Consider the following 15,601-nt stretch of genomic DNA (forward strand, 5'->3'; position numbering starts at 1 on the left):
ACCATCAAAAGAAAATCTAACCATGAACCCTAAAGTTGATTTTTACTTTAACAAAGCCGGAAAATGGCAGGCGGCAACTGAACAAATGAGAGCAATTGCGCTGGATTGCGGCCTTACCGAAGAGCTGAAATGGGGATGCCCATGTTATACTTATCAACAAAATAACATTGTTTTAATACATGTATTCAAAACCTATTGTGCTTTTCTGTTTTTTAAAGGCGCTTTAATGAGCGATCCGAATCATATCTTAATCCAGCAAACAGAAAACGTACAATCGGCACGCCAGATCCGTTTTACCAATGTACTCGACATTGTTGAAATGACCGCCACACTGAAGAATTATATCCAAAAGGCCATTGAAGTAGAAAAAGCGGGGCTAAAAGTAGCACTTAAAAAGACTGCAGATTTTACTGTTCCGGCAGAATTTCAACATAAACTGGATCATATTCCCGATTTAAAAACAGCTTTCGAAGCGTTAAGCCCTGGCCGGCAAAGGGCTTACCTGTTTTATTTTTCGCAGGCTAAACAAAGCAAAACCCGCGAAGCCAGGGTAGAAAAATGTATGCCTAAAATTATGGATGGCAAAGGTTTGGACGACTAATCATTACTTATCTCCCTAAAACATGAAAAAACAAGAACTTTTACCCGAACAACGCGAAGCATTATTAAGCACCTTACAAACCCGATTTGAAAAAAACATCGACCGCCACAAAGGCATCGAGTGGAGCAAAGTACGCAACAAGCTCGAAAGCAATGCCGAAAAGCTGTGGTCGTTAAACGAAATGGAAATTACCGAAGGCGAACCAGATGTGGTTGGTTATGATGAAAAAACAGGCGAGTATCTATTTTATGATTGTGCTGCAGAGAGTCCTAAAGGCCGTAGAAGCATTTGCTACGACCGTGAAGCGCTCGAATCGAGAAAAGAAAATAAACCAAAAGACAGTGCCACGAACATGGCAGCCAATATGGGCATAACACTTTTAACAGAAGAAGAATACCGTGCCCTGCAACAACTCGGAAAGTTTGACACCAAAACCTCTAGTTGGATACAAACGCCTGCCAACATCAGAAAACTTGGTGGTGCACTTTTTTGCGACTACCGCTATGGCACCGTTTTTTTATACCACAATGGTGCAGAATCTTATTACGCGGCCAGAGGGTTCCGCGGTTCACTACGCGTTTAACCACATTTTACAATTAGCCTCTACAACTAACAGCCGCCAAGCGTGATCATCATTGTAGGGGCTTACTTTAACTTTTCTGAGCAGAATAACAACCAGTTCTTAGTCAAAAAAACCACTGATCAAGAAAGATTTAGTGGGTCAAAATCTATGCTGGCAAGTCATCTTATGCGTATTTAAAAAATAAATACTAAATCTATGTATTTTATAGACTAATAATTATATTTGTCCCGAACCATTTTATAGTACCATGAGTAAAACACTACACAATACCCTTGCAACATTAAAAGTTTGCACACCCTGTTGTTAAAATAGCAGTTGTTATTTAGGTTAGCTTAAAGTACCATCCCCTTGTTAATTTTAGATACAGAGTTGTTCGGCTAAAAGTTTAAAACCGCAAAACTACTGAGCATAGTATCTACTCAAATTCAACACAGACTTTCACTTTCCCTTTTTATTTAGGATAGCGTTTACGCAAATGAATACATCACCACAAATGATGCAAAAAGAATGCTGTTCGCTTAAAACGATCAATAGGTCTCTTTTCATATAAAGCGGCTGATCGAAATTGAAATATCAGGTAAACTGTATTAAAAAAAACGGATCGATAAGAAACCAAATACACGTTATAAAAAACTAATAATCAGATAATTAAAACAAACAGGTCAATTTTCAAACCTTTTAGAACAGTTTTTCAACGCTTAACTTTATGCTAATTCCAATATTTGAACAAACCAAATATAAATCAATTATGATTAAACTATACCTAGGCAAACCCTTGAAGAAATATCTCCTATTTCTTATGGCAGCTACCATTATTTTGATGGCACAACAGGCAAGGGCACAGCAAACTAAAACTATAACCGGCACAGTAACCGATGAGGCAGGTTTAGCCTTACCTGGTGTTACCGTAACCTGTGAGAGGCCCGTACTCAATATTATTGAGACCCTTAATTTAGAAAGGGGTTGCGAACTAACGTTCCCGTTTATCTAGATTTTAATTAGAAGAAACATAACTTCTGCCCTAAGCTTTTAATTGGGTGTAATGCTTGATAAACCACTCCAATGCCGGATTTTTATTCATTTCTTTAAAAGCAAGTACCACTTCTGTATTTACCGGGATATCGTTTAACGCAATAAATGATAGCTTTAACTGGGCATATTGTTTTTTTAATGATAAAGGCAATATTGATACGCCCAGTCCTGCTTCAACCAGCTGCAATATGGAATGCACGTTATTGGCCTCATGGGTAATATCAGGCGAAAAGCCCATTCTCTGGCATATCTCGATCAGTTTTTGATTGTATTGAGGAGCAAAATCTTTGTTAAAAAAAATAAAAGGACTCTTTTTCAAAAAACCGGCCAGGTCATCTTTATCATTAAACTTTTCCACTGTTTGGGGAACAACCACTACAAAGGGATCAAAAAACAGAGAATGTACTGTGAGTTTTTCGGATAAAACCGGGGCCCTTAAAATGCCTGCATCAAGCGTACCCTGTTCCAGTTCTTTAATCTGTGTAAGCGTTGGCACTTCAAACAAACTCGTTTTTAGATAAGGAAATTCCTTTTGCATCAATTTCAGGATTTCTGCGAGCTGCGTTTGGTAAACCGAACTGATGTAACCAATTTTTAATTCGCCACTAACCCCAGCATGTATTTTACGGGCAACAGCCTTGCTTTCTTCCAATTTGGCAAACATTTCATCTACCTCGTTTTTAAAATACTTTCCTGCATGTGTTAATGCCACATGCTTATTGCTACGCTCAAATAATTTTATTTCGAGCTCCTCTTCCAATTCTTTTATCTGCCGGCTTAAAGGTGGCTGCGAAATAAAAAGTTTTGTGGCGGCTTTGGTGAAGTGAAGTTCTTCGGCTACGGTTTTAAAGTATAAAAGATGCCTGAGTTCCATAATTTATAATACCTGATAAGTATCAATTAATGCAAAAATTGATATTTTACAAATATGATTAATCCGCATAACTTTATCAAAAAATTAAGTTATGAGCATAGACTATTCGCAAAAAGCAACGAACGAAGAGATTAGAACCAGGTTTGACCATGATGTAGAGCGTTTTTCTGATCTGGAAAGCGGTCAACAGACCACCATTGATGCGCCACTTACCATGGAACTGTGCACCGGAGCAGCAAAATACATTAATCCAGATGCCAAAGCGCTATTGGATATTGGCTGTGGGGCAGGAAATTACACTTTAAAAATGCTCAGTAAAATACCAAACCTAAACTGTACGCTTAATGATTTGAGCCTACCGATGCTCGAACGCGCAAAGGAAAGGGTATCGGCCCAAACCAGCGGAAAAGTAATCCTGATACAGGATGATATGCGCAACCTTGATTTACCCGATAACCACTTCGATATTATACTGGCCGCAGCAACTTTCCATCATTTACGCACCGATGCAGACTGGGAGCTTGTTTTTACCAAAGTTTACAAAGCATTAAAACCGGGTGGCAGCATCTGGATATCAGACCTTATTGCTCACGATTCGGCCTTAATTGATCAGCTTTTTCAGGATCACTATGGGGCATACCTCGAAACTCTTGGTGGTGTGGCCTACAAACAAAAAGTATTCGATTATATTGAATATGAAGATACCCCACGCTCCATAAATTATCAGCTTGGTTTGTTGCAAAAAGTTGGCTTTAGCGTTACCGAGATCCTCCACAAAAACTCTTATTTCGCTGCTTTTGGGGCGATTAAATAGTGTATAGGAATAAAATTAACCCTTAAATGAACACAGTAAAGAGCTGTTGCATGATAAACCAACCTATTTATCATGCAACAGCTCAGTTAATTGCAATTTTATTTAGATAAATACGGACCAAACGTTTTCAGAACTGTTAATTTTTCTCTGCTTTCGTCCAAAACATAAACCATATAGGTTTTGCCTCCATTTAATACCCTAATTACCACATGTCCATTTAAGCTTTTAAATGCCTGAGTAATCCAAGCACCTAAATAAGTTTGGCTCTCGGGCAACATGTGGGTGTTAAATACCTTAATGCTATCTCCCTTGGTATTTTTTCCAATCAGTTTAAAAGCAAGTTCCTGCCCCGGCTGATCTGAGCACCAACTCTGTTGTATCACCACATCGGGTGCTAGTGCATTAATAAAATCATTGTTGTTTGCATCGCGGTTACCATGATGGTTTAGCGACATAGCCGATACCTTACCCACGGCCTTGGCAATGGCTGCTTCAACGTTTTTTAGTCCGGGGAATGCAGCACCTTCGTAGCCAGTATTGTCGCCCCCAGTGTAATAGCTAAAAGAGCCGTATGTAATTTTAATGGCATTGCTAAGTGGATTTTCGTTAAAACCATTTTTTGACATGGAGTTATCCGGGAAACAGCTTAAATAACTTTCACCTGTTCCCGTCCATACCTTATTTGCTGTTTTTATATTCCTTACAGCGAAATTAGGATATGTTTTGGGCTGAAATAGTAAACTTACCTGAGAACTGCTACCTGCCTTTAATGTTTCGTGGATAAAATCCTCTCGTTTTTCCTGTGCGTCAATAAACTTGACATAATTGCTGAATGTTCTGTTGTTTTGGTAATAAGTTTTCAGATCAACCGGAAAGTCAAAACCCCTATCCAAAAGTTTATGGATGGGGATTAATGTTCCAACATCAGCAATACCTGATAATTGATAGGCCGCGTTAAGTGCAAATGGTGTTTTATCATTAACACTTCCATAATGGTCTTCATGATAATGGGTTATCAGCGCATAATCAATTGTTGGCCTTCTACCCATTGGCATTACCTGGGTGATGTAGTTACAAATCCATTCTCCTGGCCGTTTTTTATCATTTGGCAGGGCGGGACTTACCTTTAACGGTGCATTTCTTTTCGAAAATTCTTCTGCCTGTAAATCACCTGCATCTACCAGCATGGTTGTTCCATCGGGGAATACCATAAAACTGGCATTGCCACGTCCGGTTTCTATAAAATGGATGTCAAAATTACCAGGTTGCCAAGCTGGTAATTTATTTTCTTTCTGTTGGCTTTTTACCATAAATGGAATGGTACAGATCAACCACAATGCTACCATACCCAGTTTTAAGCGCGTCATTATCTCATCCCTTTTGTTTTCAGATAGGCAATAAGTTCTTCGGGGCGATCAGTCATGATACCGCTTACACCTTGTTTAATTAGCCAGCCCCAGCTTTTTTCAGGTCCATCCAATAGGGCCATTTCATCATCATGGCCAGCAACCAGCTCAGCCCAAAGCGAAATGGCAAGGGCAAATTTACCTGTTTGGGTTATTTTTTTTATAGCAGTAAAGGGAGCTGCTTTTTCGGTATCAAAACCCAACTCAACGCCAACGGTATGGTTGCTATTCAAGTATCCTGATAGGTAAGCATCGGCGTTGGGTGTATTTTGGTTAAAAATGGGCATATACTTAACACTATCCATTTTGGTTCCAAATTTCTCAACCATTTCTGCCCGGCTTTTGTGCCCTTTAAAAATGGTCTGATCCAAAGTTCCGGTTTTCTTAATTACCTGAAATGCTTCAGCAAATAGTACATCAAGCGTTTTATCCAGGTTAACTTTAATTTTATTCTTGGCCAACAACATGGCCTCTTCCAAAGTAGGCACTTCTTGCTGTTTCCAATTAATACCACAGTTGCTTTTAAGCCTTAATTTTTTAATTTCGGCTAAAGTATGATCGCTCACTTTCCCGGTACCGTTGGTGGTACGATCTAAGGTTTTATCGTGCATAAGTACCAATTGACCATCTTTTGTTTTCTGCACGTCGATTTCTACTACATCCACTCCTACATCAATACATCTTTGAATAGCCTTTAAAGAATTTTCGGGTGCATAAGTCCAAACGCCCCGGTGCGCTACCACCATTATTTTATGCGGCGGAACTACATAGCTATTTACTGCGGCTATTTGCGCATAGAGCGATAGGCTTGCTAAAAGGCATAAACTTGAGATCAATATTTTTTTCATTGCTATTTTTTTTTAGAAACCATCATGATCAACGATAACCTGAAAATCATGATGGTTTGGTGAACTTTAAAAATTTTGTTTTATACTAGGGTCTGTATTGATCTGAGACTGTGGTATAGGCAGTTTCAGATTTTTATCGCTTATGGTAATCGGGATATTCTGATTGCTGAACCAGGTATTCATCGTAGCAACGGCGTTGCCATTGCGCAACAGATCGAACCACCTATCTGCCTCCCCAATCAATTCCAGTCTTCTTTCCAATGCTATTGCTGTTGCCAGTTGGGTTTTGGTAACAGCGGTAGTGTTTAGTAGACCAGCGCGGTTTCGAACCTCATTTAATGGACCAGCTACTGCGCTTATATTATCCAATCTATTTTCTAGCTCGGCTTTCATCAGCAATACATCGGCATAACGCAATACCACAAAATTACTTGCCCCATCTGCAACGTTGCTTGGTGCTTTCATTTTTTTATTAAATGGGATTCCACTTGAAGTTACATCTACATACACCGTTTTGCGTTTATCGGTGCTGGTGTATTGATTGTACAATTCTTTTGTAGGTAAATTATGGCCTTTAGCGCCACTAACCGTACCCGATGGGCTATATTGCTGAAACATGGTACTACCTTCTGTATTGCCGTTTATACCCGATGCAAACTGAACCGAAAAAATAATTTCCCTGTTGTTTTCATTATTCAGATCAAACAGGGTTTCGATAGGAACCAAAGTGTGGACATTGGTAGCAATAACGGCATCAACCTGTTCTTTAGCTAAGCTATATTCTCCCTGTGTAAGGTAAACTTTGCCAAGCAGTGTTTGTGCAGCGGTTTTAATTACCCTACCTTGTTGAGCTGTTGTAGATGGAAGATGATTAACAGCGTTTTTCAGGTCGGCAATAATCTGCTGGTATACAGCTGCAACCGGCGCCCGGCCATTTCCAAAATACAGATTGGGATTGGTAGTTTCGGTTGTGGTTAGCGGTACATCGCCATATAAGCGCACCAAATTAAAATAAAGAAGTGCGCGGATAAACTCCATTTCGCCAACACGTGCATTTTTAGTGGCTGCATTGGTATAGCTGATATCCTTTATCCGGTTAAGTACCACGTTTGCACGTTGTATAGTGATATAACTATCTAACCAATTTCTTTCTATCATATCGTTTGTAGAAATGGTTTTAAACTGATCCAGATCACCATATACGCCTCCATCGTTTGCCGGAACCTCATCATAACTGTTATCAGAGGGGATTTCGGCCATAGCCGGAAGGTAAAGCCCATACAATCCTGTTGATTGTAGGCCCCCATAAACGGAAACAATGTATTCTTCGGTTTCTTTTTCGTTGGTTAAAAAGTTGCTGAGCACTTTTTCTGTTATAGGATTTTGATCCAACTGTTTTGAGCAAGAGGAAATGATTGATAAACTGCACACCATAACCATAATCTGCAGTAATTTTTTATTTTTCATTAACATGTGTGTAAGCTTAAAATGTAATGTTGCAACCAAGGAGATATGTACGGGCAACAGGATAATTGTTACTGTTTTCGCCACTGGCCAGAATGGATTCCTGAGAACCCTCTGGATTAAAACCCCTAAAATCATTAAGGGTAATTAAGTTATTGCCACTGATATAAATTTTAGCACTGGCTATACCTACCTTCTTCAGTAATTTATCTGAAAATGTATAGCCAATCTGGGCATCTCTTAAACGTACATAATCACCACTTTTGTAAAAAACGTCAGAAGCGCGTGTAGACCTTCTGGCAGGAGAAAAGTTACCGAAATTAGGCTGGGCCAAGGTGCCACTAGGGTTATTTACAGGATCGTAGGCATTGTCGTAATAATATTTGCTAGGCAGTGTAAAACCTTCGCCCGACTCTTCTCTTGTAGCCAGTTCGTAGGCGTAAATGGTACGGCCTGATATGGCAGAAATTGAAAAACCCAAGTTGAAATTTTTCCAGGTAAAATTGTTGCTCAAGCCATAAGAAAATTTAGGAAAATAACTCCCCATAGGCCTCCAATCGTTCTGATCTATTATTTTATCGCCATTGGTATCTTCTACAATGTAATCTCCCAACAAGGTTCCAGGCAACTTAGGCAGGTTGTTTAACTGTTCTGGGGTTTTAAATACGCCGGTTACATGGTAGCCATAAATTTCGGCAAGGGGCTGCCCAACTTTTGTAATAATATTGGCTACGGTACCTGCTATAATTTGAGTTTGGCCAGGTGCCAGGGCTAAAACTTTATTTTTATTGTACGACATGTTGCCGTTAATATCCCAGTTTACTTCGCCCAGTTTAATATGGTTGGCGCTAATATTCAGCTCAAAACCATTGTTACGCATTTTGCCAATATTCTGTAGCGAGGTTTTAAAACCACTTTGATAAGGGATAGGCACATTTAACAATAAATCTTTGGTTTCCGTATTGTAATACTCGGCGGTAAGGTTAACCTTTCTCAATATTTCGAGATCTAGTCCTAAATTGTAAGAAGTTTTTGTTTCCCAGGAAAGGTTGGTGTTGGCTGTGGTAGCCGCAGAAAAACCTGGGGCCAAAACATTGCCAAAAACATAATTTGAGGAGGCCCCTCCCGTTACAAGTGCCTTAGAACCATAATTACCAATTTGATTGTTGCCTGATTTTCCCCATGTTGCCCTTAATTTTCCAAAGGAGATAAAGGAGTTTTGCGGAAAAAATTCTTCCTTGCTAAATATCCACCCCGTGGTTACAGAAGGAAAAGTACCCCATTGGTTACTTTGTCCAAAACGGGAAGAGCCATCTGTACGGAAAGTTAAAGAGGCAATATATTTCTGATTAAACATATACTGTAGCCTTGCAAAATAAGAAATCTGCGTCCAGCGGTATTTGCCAGAGCTTGGATCCAGTGCAAAGGAACTTGCCCCATTGATGTTCCTGATATTATCATCGGCTATATTGGTACCGTTAATAATGGTGTTGGTTCCATTTTCTTTTTGAAAAGTATAGCCTCCCAGCACATTAAAATCGTGCTTACCCAATATTTTGGCATAATTCAGGGTATGCTCAATCAGGTAATTCCAAATGGCACCATTGGTTTCTGATGCTGAAGCTAATTTGTTTACCACAGCGGTACGGTATGCCCCAACATCTGTAGGGTTATAGTAATCAAAGTATTTGGATGAATAATCGCCGCCTATAGATAATTTATAGGTTAAATCTTTAAAAAATTTATAACTGATAAATGTATTTCCAAATACCCGCGTAAAGGTGCGGTTATTTTTAATCCTGTTTAAACTTGCAACCGGATTTTCTACCAACGCACCATCTTCAGAGGTATTGGCAATAATCTGCTGACTAATTGCCAGGCTCCCATCACTGTTATAAGGGCTAAAGAAAGGATACATGGCCGCAGCGGCACCCAATGGATCATCAAAACCGCCGTTGTTATCGAAAACTTTTTGGAGATTATAAGATGGATTGATACTGAAGCCAAAATCCAATTGATCAGAAATTTTCGAATTGACCTTAAAGTTAACGCTATAGCGCTGTAAACCGTTGTTAATGACCAATCCCTGCTGATTAAGGTAATTGGCCGAGCCATAAAAATTGGTTTTGGCATTTCCTCCGGCAAAGGATAGGTTATAACTGCTCATTGGTGCGGTTCTGAAAATTTCATCAAGCCAATTGGTATTGGTTAAACCTGGTACGCCATCCAAATAGGGCTGTAAATAATTTAACCTTAATTCTCTTAAAGATGCACCCTTGGCCAATCTGGTAGCCCTATCATCAGTAATACTTCTATTTGATGGCGATTTTGTGATATAGCCATTGTCTCTTGCGCTGGTTAAAAATTTGGCCGCTTCATAAGCATTGGCATATTCTACCTGATCTGCCCTTTGCTGAAAACCGGTATAAACATCTAAAGAGATTTTGGTCTGTTCGTTTTTTCCTTTTTTAGTGGTGATTAAAATAACACCATTGGCTGCTCTTGAACCGTAAATGGCCGCTGAAGCAGCATCCTTTAAAATATCCATACTTTCGATATCGTTAGGATTGATGCTGTTTAGGGAACTTCCTTCGCTTAAAGGAAAACCATCTACCACAATCAGCGGATTTGTACCTGCAGTTAGTGTACCAATTCCCCTGATGATGATTTTTGGGTCGGCGCCAGGCTGTGCAGAGATATCATTTATAACTACGCCCGCTGATTTTCCTGAAAGCTGCTGAGCGAAATTGCTTCCGGCATATGTGCCTAATTGTTCGCCTTTTACACTGCTTAACGAACCTGTAACAAACTTTTTTTGTTGGGTACCGTACCCCACTACTACGACTTCTGATAGCTTTGCGCCTTCTTCTTCCAGTTTAATTAATATGGAACTGCTCTGATTGTTATTTACTACAAAACCAGCTTCTTCATATCTTCGATAACCAACGTAAGAAGCTCTTAAAGTATATTTTGCCCCATTTTTCAGACCAGAAAAACTGAACATTCCTTTATCGTTAGAAACCGTAGTTAAGGGGGATCCGCCATCTGCGGCGATAAGCTGCACGGTTACACCCACCAGTGTTTCATTTTTTTCATCTACCGTTTTACCGCTAATCTGTTCTTTTTGCTGCGCCATTACCGGCCGAACAAGGAGAATCAAAATACAGAGAAACAGCATTTTGGTTGTTAATCTTTGTCGTTTCATTTTTATTTAGTTTGTTTTTTTTTGCAAGGCGCTGCCCATACCGCCTTTTAGCGATACACCAGAGCAATGATTTTATTGGTTTATTTTTCTTTAATGAATATTTGGTTATCTCGCCTTGTATAGGTAAGGCCGTTCATTGTGCATAAGGTGTTAAGTATTACTTCTAAATCTTGTGTTCGCTTGAAATCGCCGGTAAACAAAATTTTATTTACTTTTTGAGCATTTTTATAATCTATAGTAACATGGTAGGAAATAGCCAATTGATCAAAAACTTCGGCTAGTTGATGCTGTTTGAAATCCATCCCCTGTTGATTATTTGGTTCACTATTTGGTAAATTAGGTTTTACCTTATTTTCTGCCGAAAGATATTTTGCCTCGCTGGTATTTTTATCAACCAGTAGAACATTACCCGGCAAGAGATAAAAACTATCTATTTTACCATTGTGGTTATTTTTGGCCTTTACAACTACTTTTCCCTCTAGCAAAGCCACCTTTACCTGATTATTCATTGCACCATCCACTGTGAAAATGGTTCCGAGGGCTGTGGTGCTTACGCCTTGGCAATAAACAGTAAAAGGGTGTTTTTTATCTTTATGAACCTCAAATTTACCTTTCCCGTTCAAATAAATATCGCGGGTTAACTTACCAAAGTACTGATTTGTAGTAAATGAACTTTTTGGCGAAAGTGTAACCAATGAACTATCTGGCAATGAAAACATTTTTAATGCATTGGTTTCATTGCGGTAAACCTTTACTACCGATGCCGTATTTATTACTGGGGCAGGTTCTTGTTTTTGGTTGCTTATCAATAAAATCAATCCGATAGAGATGCTTACCAAGAGCATTGCGGCCATAGCCAGCCAGCTAGGTTTGAGGTAAACCCTTTTCGCTTTTTCGGCAGAAATCTGGGCATCCAATTTATCGAAAATGTGTTCAGCCCTGTAAGGTGACAATAACTTTGGAGCATCATCAACGTTTAGTAAATCGTCATATGCTTTTCTTAATGCAGATTCTAATCCATTTTCGGCATCATTAAGCACTTCCATCAAATGTTGCCTCTGATGTAATGATAATTTACCTTCCCAAAAATCTGCTATAAGTTTTTCTGTGCTCATTTATACTAAATACTACAAATGATAAATAAGGGGGTGCCCTTTAAGGTTAATAAATGATTAAAATTTTATTAACGTATCATTAACACCTCTGACTAGATATTTGAAAGCATAAAAACGATGTAGATACCCAATGTACCTTCTAGCGTTTCTTTTTTTAGGATATAGCCTTTAATAAAATGTTTAGACTGTTTAAGGTAATCTTTAACCGATTCTTTAGAAAGCCCCATTAGTTCGGCAGTTTCATCAAGTGATTTACCTTCATATTTACAGAGCCTGAATACTTTCTGTTTTTGCGGGGAAAGTTTTGAAACAGCTTCTTCCAAAGTACTCAATTGTGCTTCAAAAATATCTTCATCAACTTGGGGAGTATGGTCTTCTACGGATAAAAAAGGCTGATAATCTTCAACATAGGTAATTGACTCTTTTATTTTTTTCTTTAAAAAATCTAACGATTTGTTGTGGCTCACTACAAAAAGCCACCCTGCAGGAGACTTATCTGATTTCATTTCGAACCGATGTTTCCAAAAGCTATAAAACACTTCTTGGAGAATATCCTCTGCAACGATTTCGTCTTTTACCAGCTTAAATATATTGGCATACACTGCTTGGCAGTAGCTTTTATATAGCTGCTCAAACTTAAGCTTATCGACAGATAGGTTTCCGGCAAAAAGTGTTTCCAATTTATTTATATTTTAAACTAATTTAAGCAAAACTATCAAACTTATATTAATAAAATGTTAACATAGAGGCACCTGCATGAGTTATCAATTAAAAAAATAAGACTGTAAAATCAAAAACTGTTATAAATTTTCATACGGCATCGGGACTGTTTTACCTGATTTTTTATACACAGGCATTTGTGCACCATAACTTTTCAGTTGTTGGGAGAGCAGTTTAGCTAATTGCATCGTTTTATCAGGATATTTAACAGAAAGATCGTGCTCTTCACCAATATCATCTTTAAGGTTATATAATTCCTTACTACCGCTTTTCATGTTGTAAATCAGTTTCCAATTGCCTTGGCGTATGGCGCTTCTATAGTTAATTCCGGCATCATCATCTGCTATCCATTTATTGGGAAAGTGCCAAATTAACGGCCTTGTATCATGGCTAAGCCTGTTATTTTTTAAAAGCCTACTAAAACTGATCCCATCAACAGGTTGAACCGTTTTATAACTTTTGGCTTTTGCCATTTCGAGTATGGTAGGAAAAAAATCTTCTATAATCAGGTAATGATCTGTTGAAGTTGCTGGCTTTACCACGCCCGGCCATTTAACCAGCATTGGCTCGCGGATGCCTCCTTCGTACACAGAGCCCTTGCCAGCTTTCAGTGGTAAATTTTGAGTATGGGGCTTTCCTGCACGCGGCGCCTGACTAAAGCCTCCGTTATCGCTCATAAAAATGATAATGGTATTTTTATCGATGTTCTTTTCTTTCAAATAATCCATGATATCGCCCAAACTTTTATCCATTCCCTCTACAATAGCGGCATATTCTGCTTCTTTTTGGGGAAGGCCAGCATCAAGGTACTTTTGAATAAAGCGCTTATCTGCACCATAAGGTATGTGAACTGCATAGTGCGACATATACAAGAAGAAAGGTTTTTTATCCGCTACGGGTTTTTCCAAAGCCTTTAAAGCTTCTATGGTAAGGGCTTCGGTTAGAAATGTGGTAGTACCATGGTAGTTTTGCAAACCCGGAACACCCCATGGACTTTCAGGCTTATTTTTATCATTTCCATAATTTTCTTCGCCCAGGTAACTTCCTAGTCCACCTGCAGCATGCCCTGCAATGTTGATATCAAAACCAATTTTCAAAGGATCTTCGGCGGGCGTACCCATGGCTGCATAATGTGCTTTTCCGCAATGAATGGTATAATAACCGGCATCTTTTAAAAGTACAGGGAGCGGTGTAGCATAAACCGTATTGTTAATTCCTGGTACGGGCGAAATCCCATTCACATTCCAAAGTGGCGGTTTTAATACCGAATCTACCACATCAACACTGGCATCTTTGCGTAAAGTCCAGTTGGTTACACTATGCCTTGCCGCATTCATACCCGTCATTAAACTTACCCTAGAAGGCGAGCAAACAGGCGATGCGTATGCATTGGTAAATTTAATGCCTTCCTGCGCCAGCCGTTGCATGTTGGGCGTATGGAAACGTTTATTCAGTTCAGTTGTTTTTGTCCAAAAGGGTACTGCACAATCCTGCCAGCCCATATCATCTACCAGAAACAATACAATGTTAGGTTTTTGCTGTGCAATGGCACATAGTGAAGCCATTGTTAAAATAATGATCAAGCTTATCTTTTTCACAAACATTTTTTTATAAGTACAACAAGATATAAACTGCCGAATATACTTTACTTTTTAATGGGAATAAATATATTCCAGCTTTCATTACCCTGTTTAACCGAAACAGCCAATACCACAGGTTTGCCCTTTTCTACAAAAACGTATGGCCGCTCTACTCTTTCGGGCTTTAGTGTACTCCCATCGGCCATAACAATCTCCTTATGGTTAATAACATAGCCATTGGCCTTATCCCAGTTAATGCCATCAGCAGATGTAATCAATCCGAGAAATCCCTGAGGCGCATGAAAAATGCCATAAAACCGCTTTCTACCCTGGTCGTACCATATCGACATGTCTTCTGTATCTATATAATCGATTACAGGTTTGGGCTGCAAAACAAAAGGGCCTATAGGCGTTTTACCGATTGCTACTGCCTGATTGCGGATAAAACGGGTTTCGCCGGGCTTATCGCCTTTTACAACAAGATAGAATTTGTTATCTGGTCCTTTGGCAATGGCGGGGTTTACAGTTAACCTCGTAATAGGGCCAGATGGTTCGATAATTGGGCGATCTAACCGCATCCATGGTCCATTAAGTGAATTGGCTACTGCAACACCAGTTCGCTGATTGTTGCGCAATGTCATCCAATCTTTATGCTTGAAACCTGTTTTGGCCAGCTCAATTAAATCATCCTGCGTGTAATCCCGCTCTCCATAATTATTGCTGATATAGTAGAGATAATATTTTTTGTTAAAATACTCAATTTTAGGATTATGTGCCCCAATGGCGCCCCAATGTCCTTTACCCCTTCCGGTCAATACGGTCTCTTTAAATGTCCATGGTCCAACAGGAGTATTGGAAACGGCGTGTGCAATTTCTGATAAGGGCAACCATCCCTGAAAGCTGTAAGCCTTTTTCCAGCGCGAGTAAAAGAGATGGTATAAGCCGTCTTTTCCTTTAATAATAGAGGGGCACCAATTGTAATAACCTTCCGTTTTAAAAAAGTTTTTCTCAGTAATCGGTGTTAACTCATTACCCAGTATCAAATTGTCTGTTTGTGCTTTGGCCATAAAGCATGTAAAAAATACGGTGCACAGAAAAAGATTAAATGCTTTGATCATAATTTCTAAGGATAATTCCTTCCTAAGTTTGAAATTAAACCTCAAAATCGACATTTTCAATTGCAATTTTCGCTATTTCATCCTTTATAATGATAAAATACTGTGACTTGAACTAAGTTGTGTAATTGTAGATTGTCATCTTTAGCCTGTGTTAATCCGTGTCTCCTTGGACATTAACCACAGATAAACTGGATGAACACAGATAAAAAACAAAAATAACTGATGGTCTGTGGGGACACAG

At 39.1% G+C, this 15,601-nt stretch carries 13 protein-coding genes; 4 read left to right on the forward strand and 9 right to left on the reverse strand.

The window, feature by feature from the left end; genetic code table 11:
- The first annotated feature begins 22 nt into the window (after nucleotides 1-22).
- The 3 genes from ACS5PU_RS18965 to ACS5PU_RS18975 all read left to right on the forward strand — a co-directional run bounded on the left by ACS5PU_RS18965 (nucleotide 23) and on the right by ACS5PU_RS18975 (nucleotide 2,175).
- Nucleotides 23-601: a YdeI/OmpD-associated family protein gene (locus tag ACS5PU_RS18965; RefSeq protein ID WP_439460735.1), complete on the forward strand. Its 579-nt coding sequence runs from the start codon at nucleotides 23-25 to the stop codon at nucleotides 599-601.
- A 22-nt stretch (nucleotides 602-623) separates the two neighbouring features.
- Nucleotides 624-1,184, forward strand: a complete 561-nt coding sequence (locus ACS5PU_RS18970) for a DUF4256 domain-containing protein (protein ID WP_439460736.1) — start codon at nucleotides 624-626, stop codon at nucleotides 1,182-1,184.
- Between the two features lie 748 nt (nucleotides 1,185-1,932).
- Complete coding sequence (locus ACS5PU_RS18975) at nucleotides 1,933-2,175, forward strand: carboxypeptidase-like regulatory domain-containing protein (protein ID WP_439460737.1); 243 nt, start codon at nucleotides 1,933-1,935, stop codon at nucleotides 2,173-2,175.
- Between the two features lie 30 nt (nucleotides 2,176-2,205).
- Here ACS5PU_RS18975 and ACS5PU_RS18980 read toward each other — a convergent pair whose 3' ends face one another.
- Nucleotides 2,206-3,090: a LysR substrate-binding domain-containing protein gene (locus ACS5PU_RS18980; RefSeq protein WP_439460738.1), complete on the reverse strand. Its 885-nt coding sequence runs from the start codon at nucleotides 3,088-3,090 to the stop codon at nucleotides 2,206-2,208.
- A 91-nt stretch (nucleotides 3,091-3,181) separates the two neighbouring features.
- Between ACS5PU_RS18980 and ACS5PU_RS18985 the strand changes: the two genes are divergently transcribed.
- Nucleotides 3,182-3,904, forward strand: coding sequence for a class I SAM-dependent methyltransferase (locus tag ACS5PU_RS18985; protein WP_439460739.1), 723 nt, complete (start codon nucleotides 3,182-3,184; stop codon nucleotides 3,902-3,904).
- A gap of 98 nt (nucleotides 3,905-4,002) precedes the next feature.
- Here the strand turns inward: ACS5PU_RS18985 and ACS5PU_RS18990 are convergent, their stop codons facing one another.
- From ACS5PU_RS18990 to ACS5PU_RS19025, 8 genes are all read right to left on the reverse strand, one after another.
- A complete protein-coding gene (locus tag ACS5PU_RS18990; RefSeq protein WP_439460740.1) occupies nucleotides 4,003-5,271 on the reverse strand; it encodes a hypothetical protein in 1,269 nt (422 codons plus the stop codon).
- Nucleotides 5,271-6,158, reverse strand: coding sequence for a glycerophosphodiester phosphodiesterase family protein (locus ACS5PU_RS18995; protein ID WP_439460741.1), 888 nt, complete (start codon nucleotides 6,156-6,158; stop codon nucleotides 5,271-5,273). The genes ACS5PU_RS18990 and ACS5PU_RS18995 overlap by 1 nt, the downstream gene beginning before the upstream one ends.
- Nucleotides 6,159-6,224: 66 nt before the next feature.
- Nucleotides 6,225-7,625: a RagB/SusD family nutrient uptake outer membrane protein gene (locus ACS5PU_RS19000; RefSeq protein WP_439460742.1), complete on the reverse strand. Its 1,401-nt coding sequence runs from the start codon at nucleotides 7,623-7,625 to the stop codon at nucleotides 6,225-6,227.
- A 16-nt stretch (nucleotides 7,626-7,641) separates the two neighbouring features.
- Entirely contained in the window at nucleotides 7,642-10,827 is a 3,186-nt protein-coding gene (locus tag ACS5PU_RS19005; protein WP_439460743.1) for a SusC/RagA family TonB-linked outer membrane protein, read from the reverse strand.
- 80 nt (nucleotides 10,828-10,907) lie between these two features.
- The gene (locus tag ACS5PU_RS19010) at nucleotides 10,908-11,942 is read right to left on the reverse strand and encodes a FecR family protein (RefSeq protein ID WP_439460744.1); all 1,035 of its coding nucleotides are present in this window, start codon (nucleotides 11,940-11,942) and stop codon (nucleotides 10,908-10,910) included.
- Between the two features lie 92 nt (nucleotides 11,943-12,034).
- Nucleotides 12,035-12,622 (reverse strand): RNA polymerase sigma factor, encoded by a 588-nt coding sequence (locus tag ACS5PU_RS19015; RefSeq protein ID WP_439460745.1) that lies wholly within the window; start codon nucleotides 12,620-12,622, stop codon nucleotides 12,035-12,037.
- A 120-nt stretch (nucleotides 12,623-12,742) separates the two neighbouring features.
- Entirely contained in the window at nucleotides 12,743-14,227 is a 1,485-nt protein-coding gene (locus tag ACS5PU_RS19020; protein WP_439460746.1) for a sulfatase, read from the reverse strand.
- Nucleotides 14,228-14,307: 80 nt separating this feature from the next.
- Nucleotides 14,308-15,309: a glycoside hydrolase family protein gene (locus tag ACS5PU_RS19025; protein ID WP_439460747.1), complete on the reverse strand. Its 1,002-nt coding sequence runs from the start codon at nucleotides 15,307-15,309 to the stop codon at nucleotides 14,308-14,310.
- Nucleotides 15,310-15,601: the final 292 nt, after the last annotated feature.

The organism is Pedobacter sp. GSP4 (assembly GCF_051857575.1).
GTDB lineage: Bacteria > Bacteroidota > Bacteroidia > Sphingobacteriales > Sphingobacteriaceae > Pedobacter.

What these genes read in the sequence shown, in the direction of transcription:
- ACS5PU_RS18985 (WP_439460739.1), top strand. Translation starts at nt 3,182, where the DNA reads ATGAGCATAGACTATTCGCAAAAAGCAACGAACGAAGAGATTAGAACC.
- ACS5PU_RS18965 (WP_439460735.1), top strand. Translation starts at nt 23, where the DNA reads ATGAACCCTAAAGTTGATTTTTACTTTAACAAAGCCGGAAAATGGCAG.
- ACS5PU_RS19000 (WP_439460742.1), bottom strand. Translation starts at nt 7,625, where the DNA reads ATGAAAAATAAAAAATTACTGCAGATTATGGTTATGGTGTGCAGTTTA.
- ACS5PU_RS18995 (WP_439460741.1), bottom strand. Translation starts at nt 6,158, where the DNA reads ATGAAAAAAATATTGATCTCAAGTTTATGCCTTTTAGCAAGCCTATCG.
- ACS5PU_RS18990 (WP_439460740.1), bottom strand. Translation starts at nt 5,271, where the DNA reads ATGACGCGCTTAAAACTGGGTATGGTAGCATTGTGGTTGATCTGTACC.
- ACS5PU_RS19020 (WP_439460746.1), bottom strand. Translation starts at nt 14,227, where the DNA reads ATGGCTTCACTATGTGCCATTGCACAGCAAAAACCTAACATTGTATTG.
- ACS5PU_RS18970 (WP_439460736.1), top strand. Translation starts at nt 624, where the DNA reads ATGAAAAAACAAGAACTTTTACCCGAACAACGCGAAGCATTATTAAGC.
- ACS5PU_RS19005 (WP_439460743.1), bottom strand. Translation starts at nt 10,827, where the DNA reads ATGAAACGACAAAGATTAACAACCAAAATGCTGTTTCTCTGTATTTTG.
- ACS5PU_RS18980 (WP_439460738.1), bottom strand. Translation starts at nt 3,090, where the DNA reads ATGGAACTCAGGCATCTTTTATACTTTAAAACCGTAGCCGAAGAACTT.
- ACS5PU_RS19010 (WP_439460744.1), bottom strand. Translation starts at nt 11,942, where the DNA reads ATGAGCACAGAAAAACTTATAGCAGATTTTTGGGAAGGTAAATTATCA.
- ACS5PU_RS18975 (WP_439460737.1), top strand. Translation starts at nt 1,933, where the DNA reads ATGATTAAACTATACCTAGGCAAACCCTTGAAGAAATATCTCCTATTT.
- ACS5PU_RS19025 (WP_439460747.1), bottom strand. Translation starts at nt 15,309, where the DNA reads ATGGCCAAAGCACAAACAGACAATTTGATACTGGGTAATGAGTTAACA.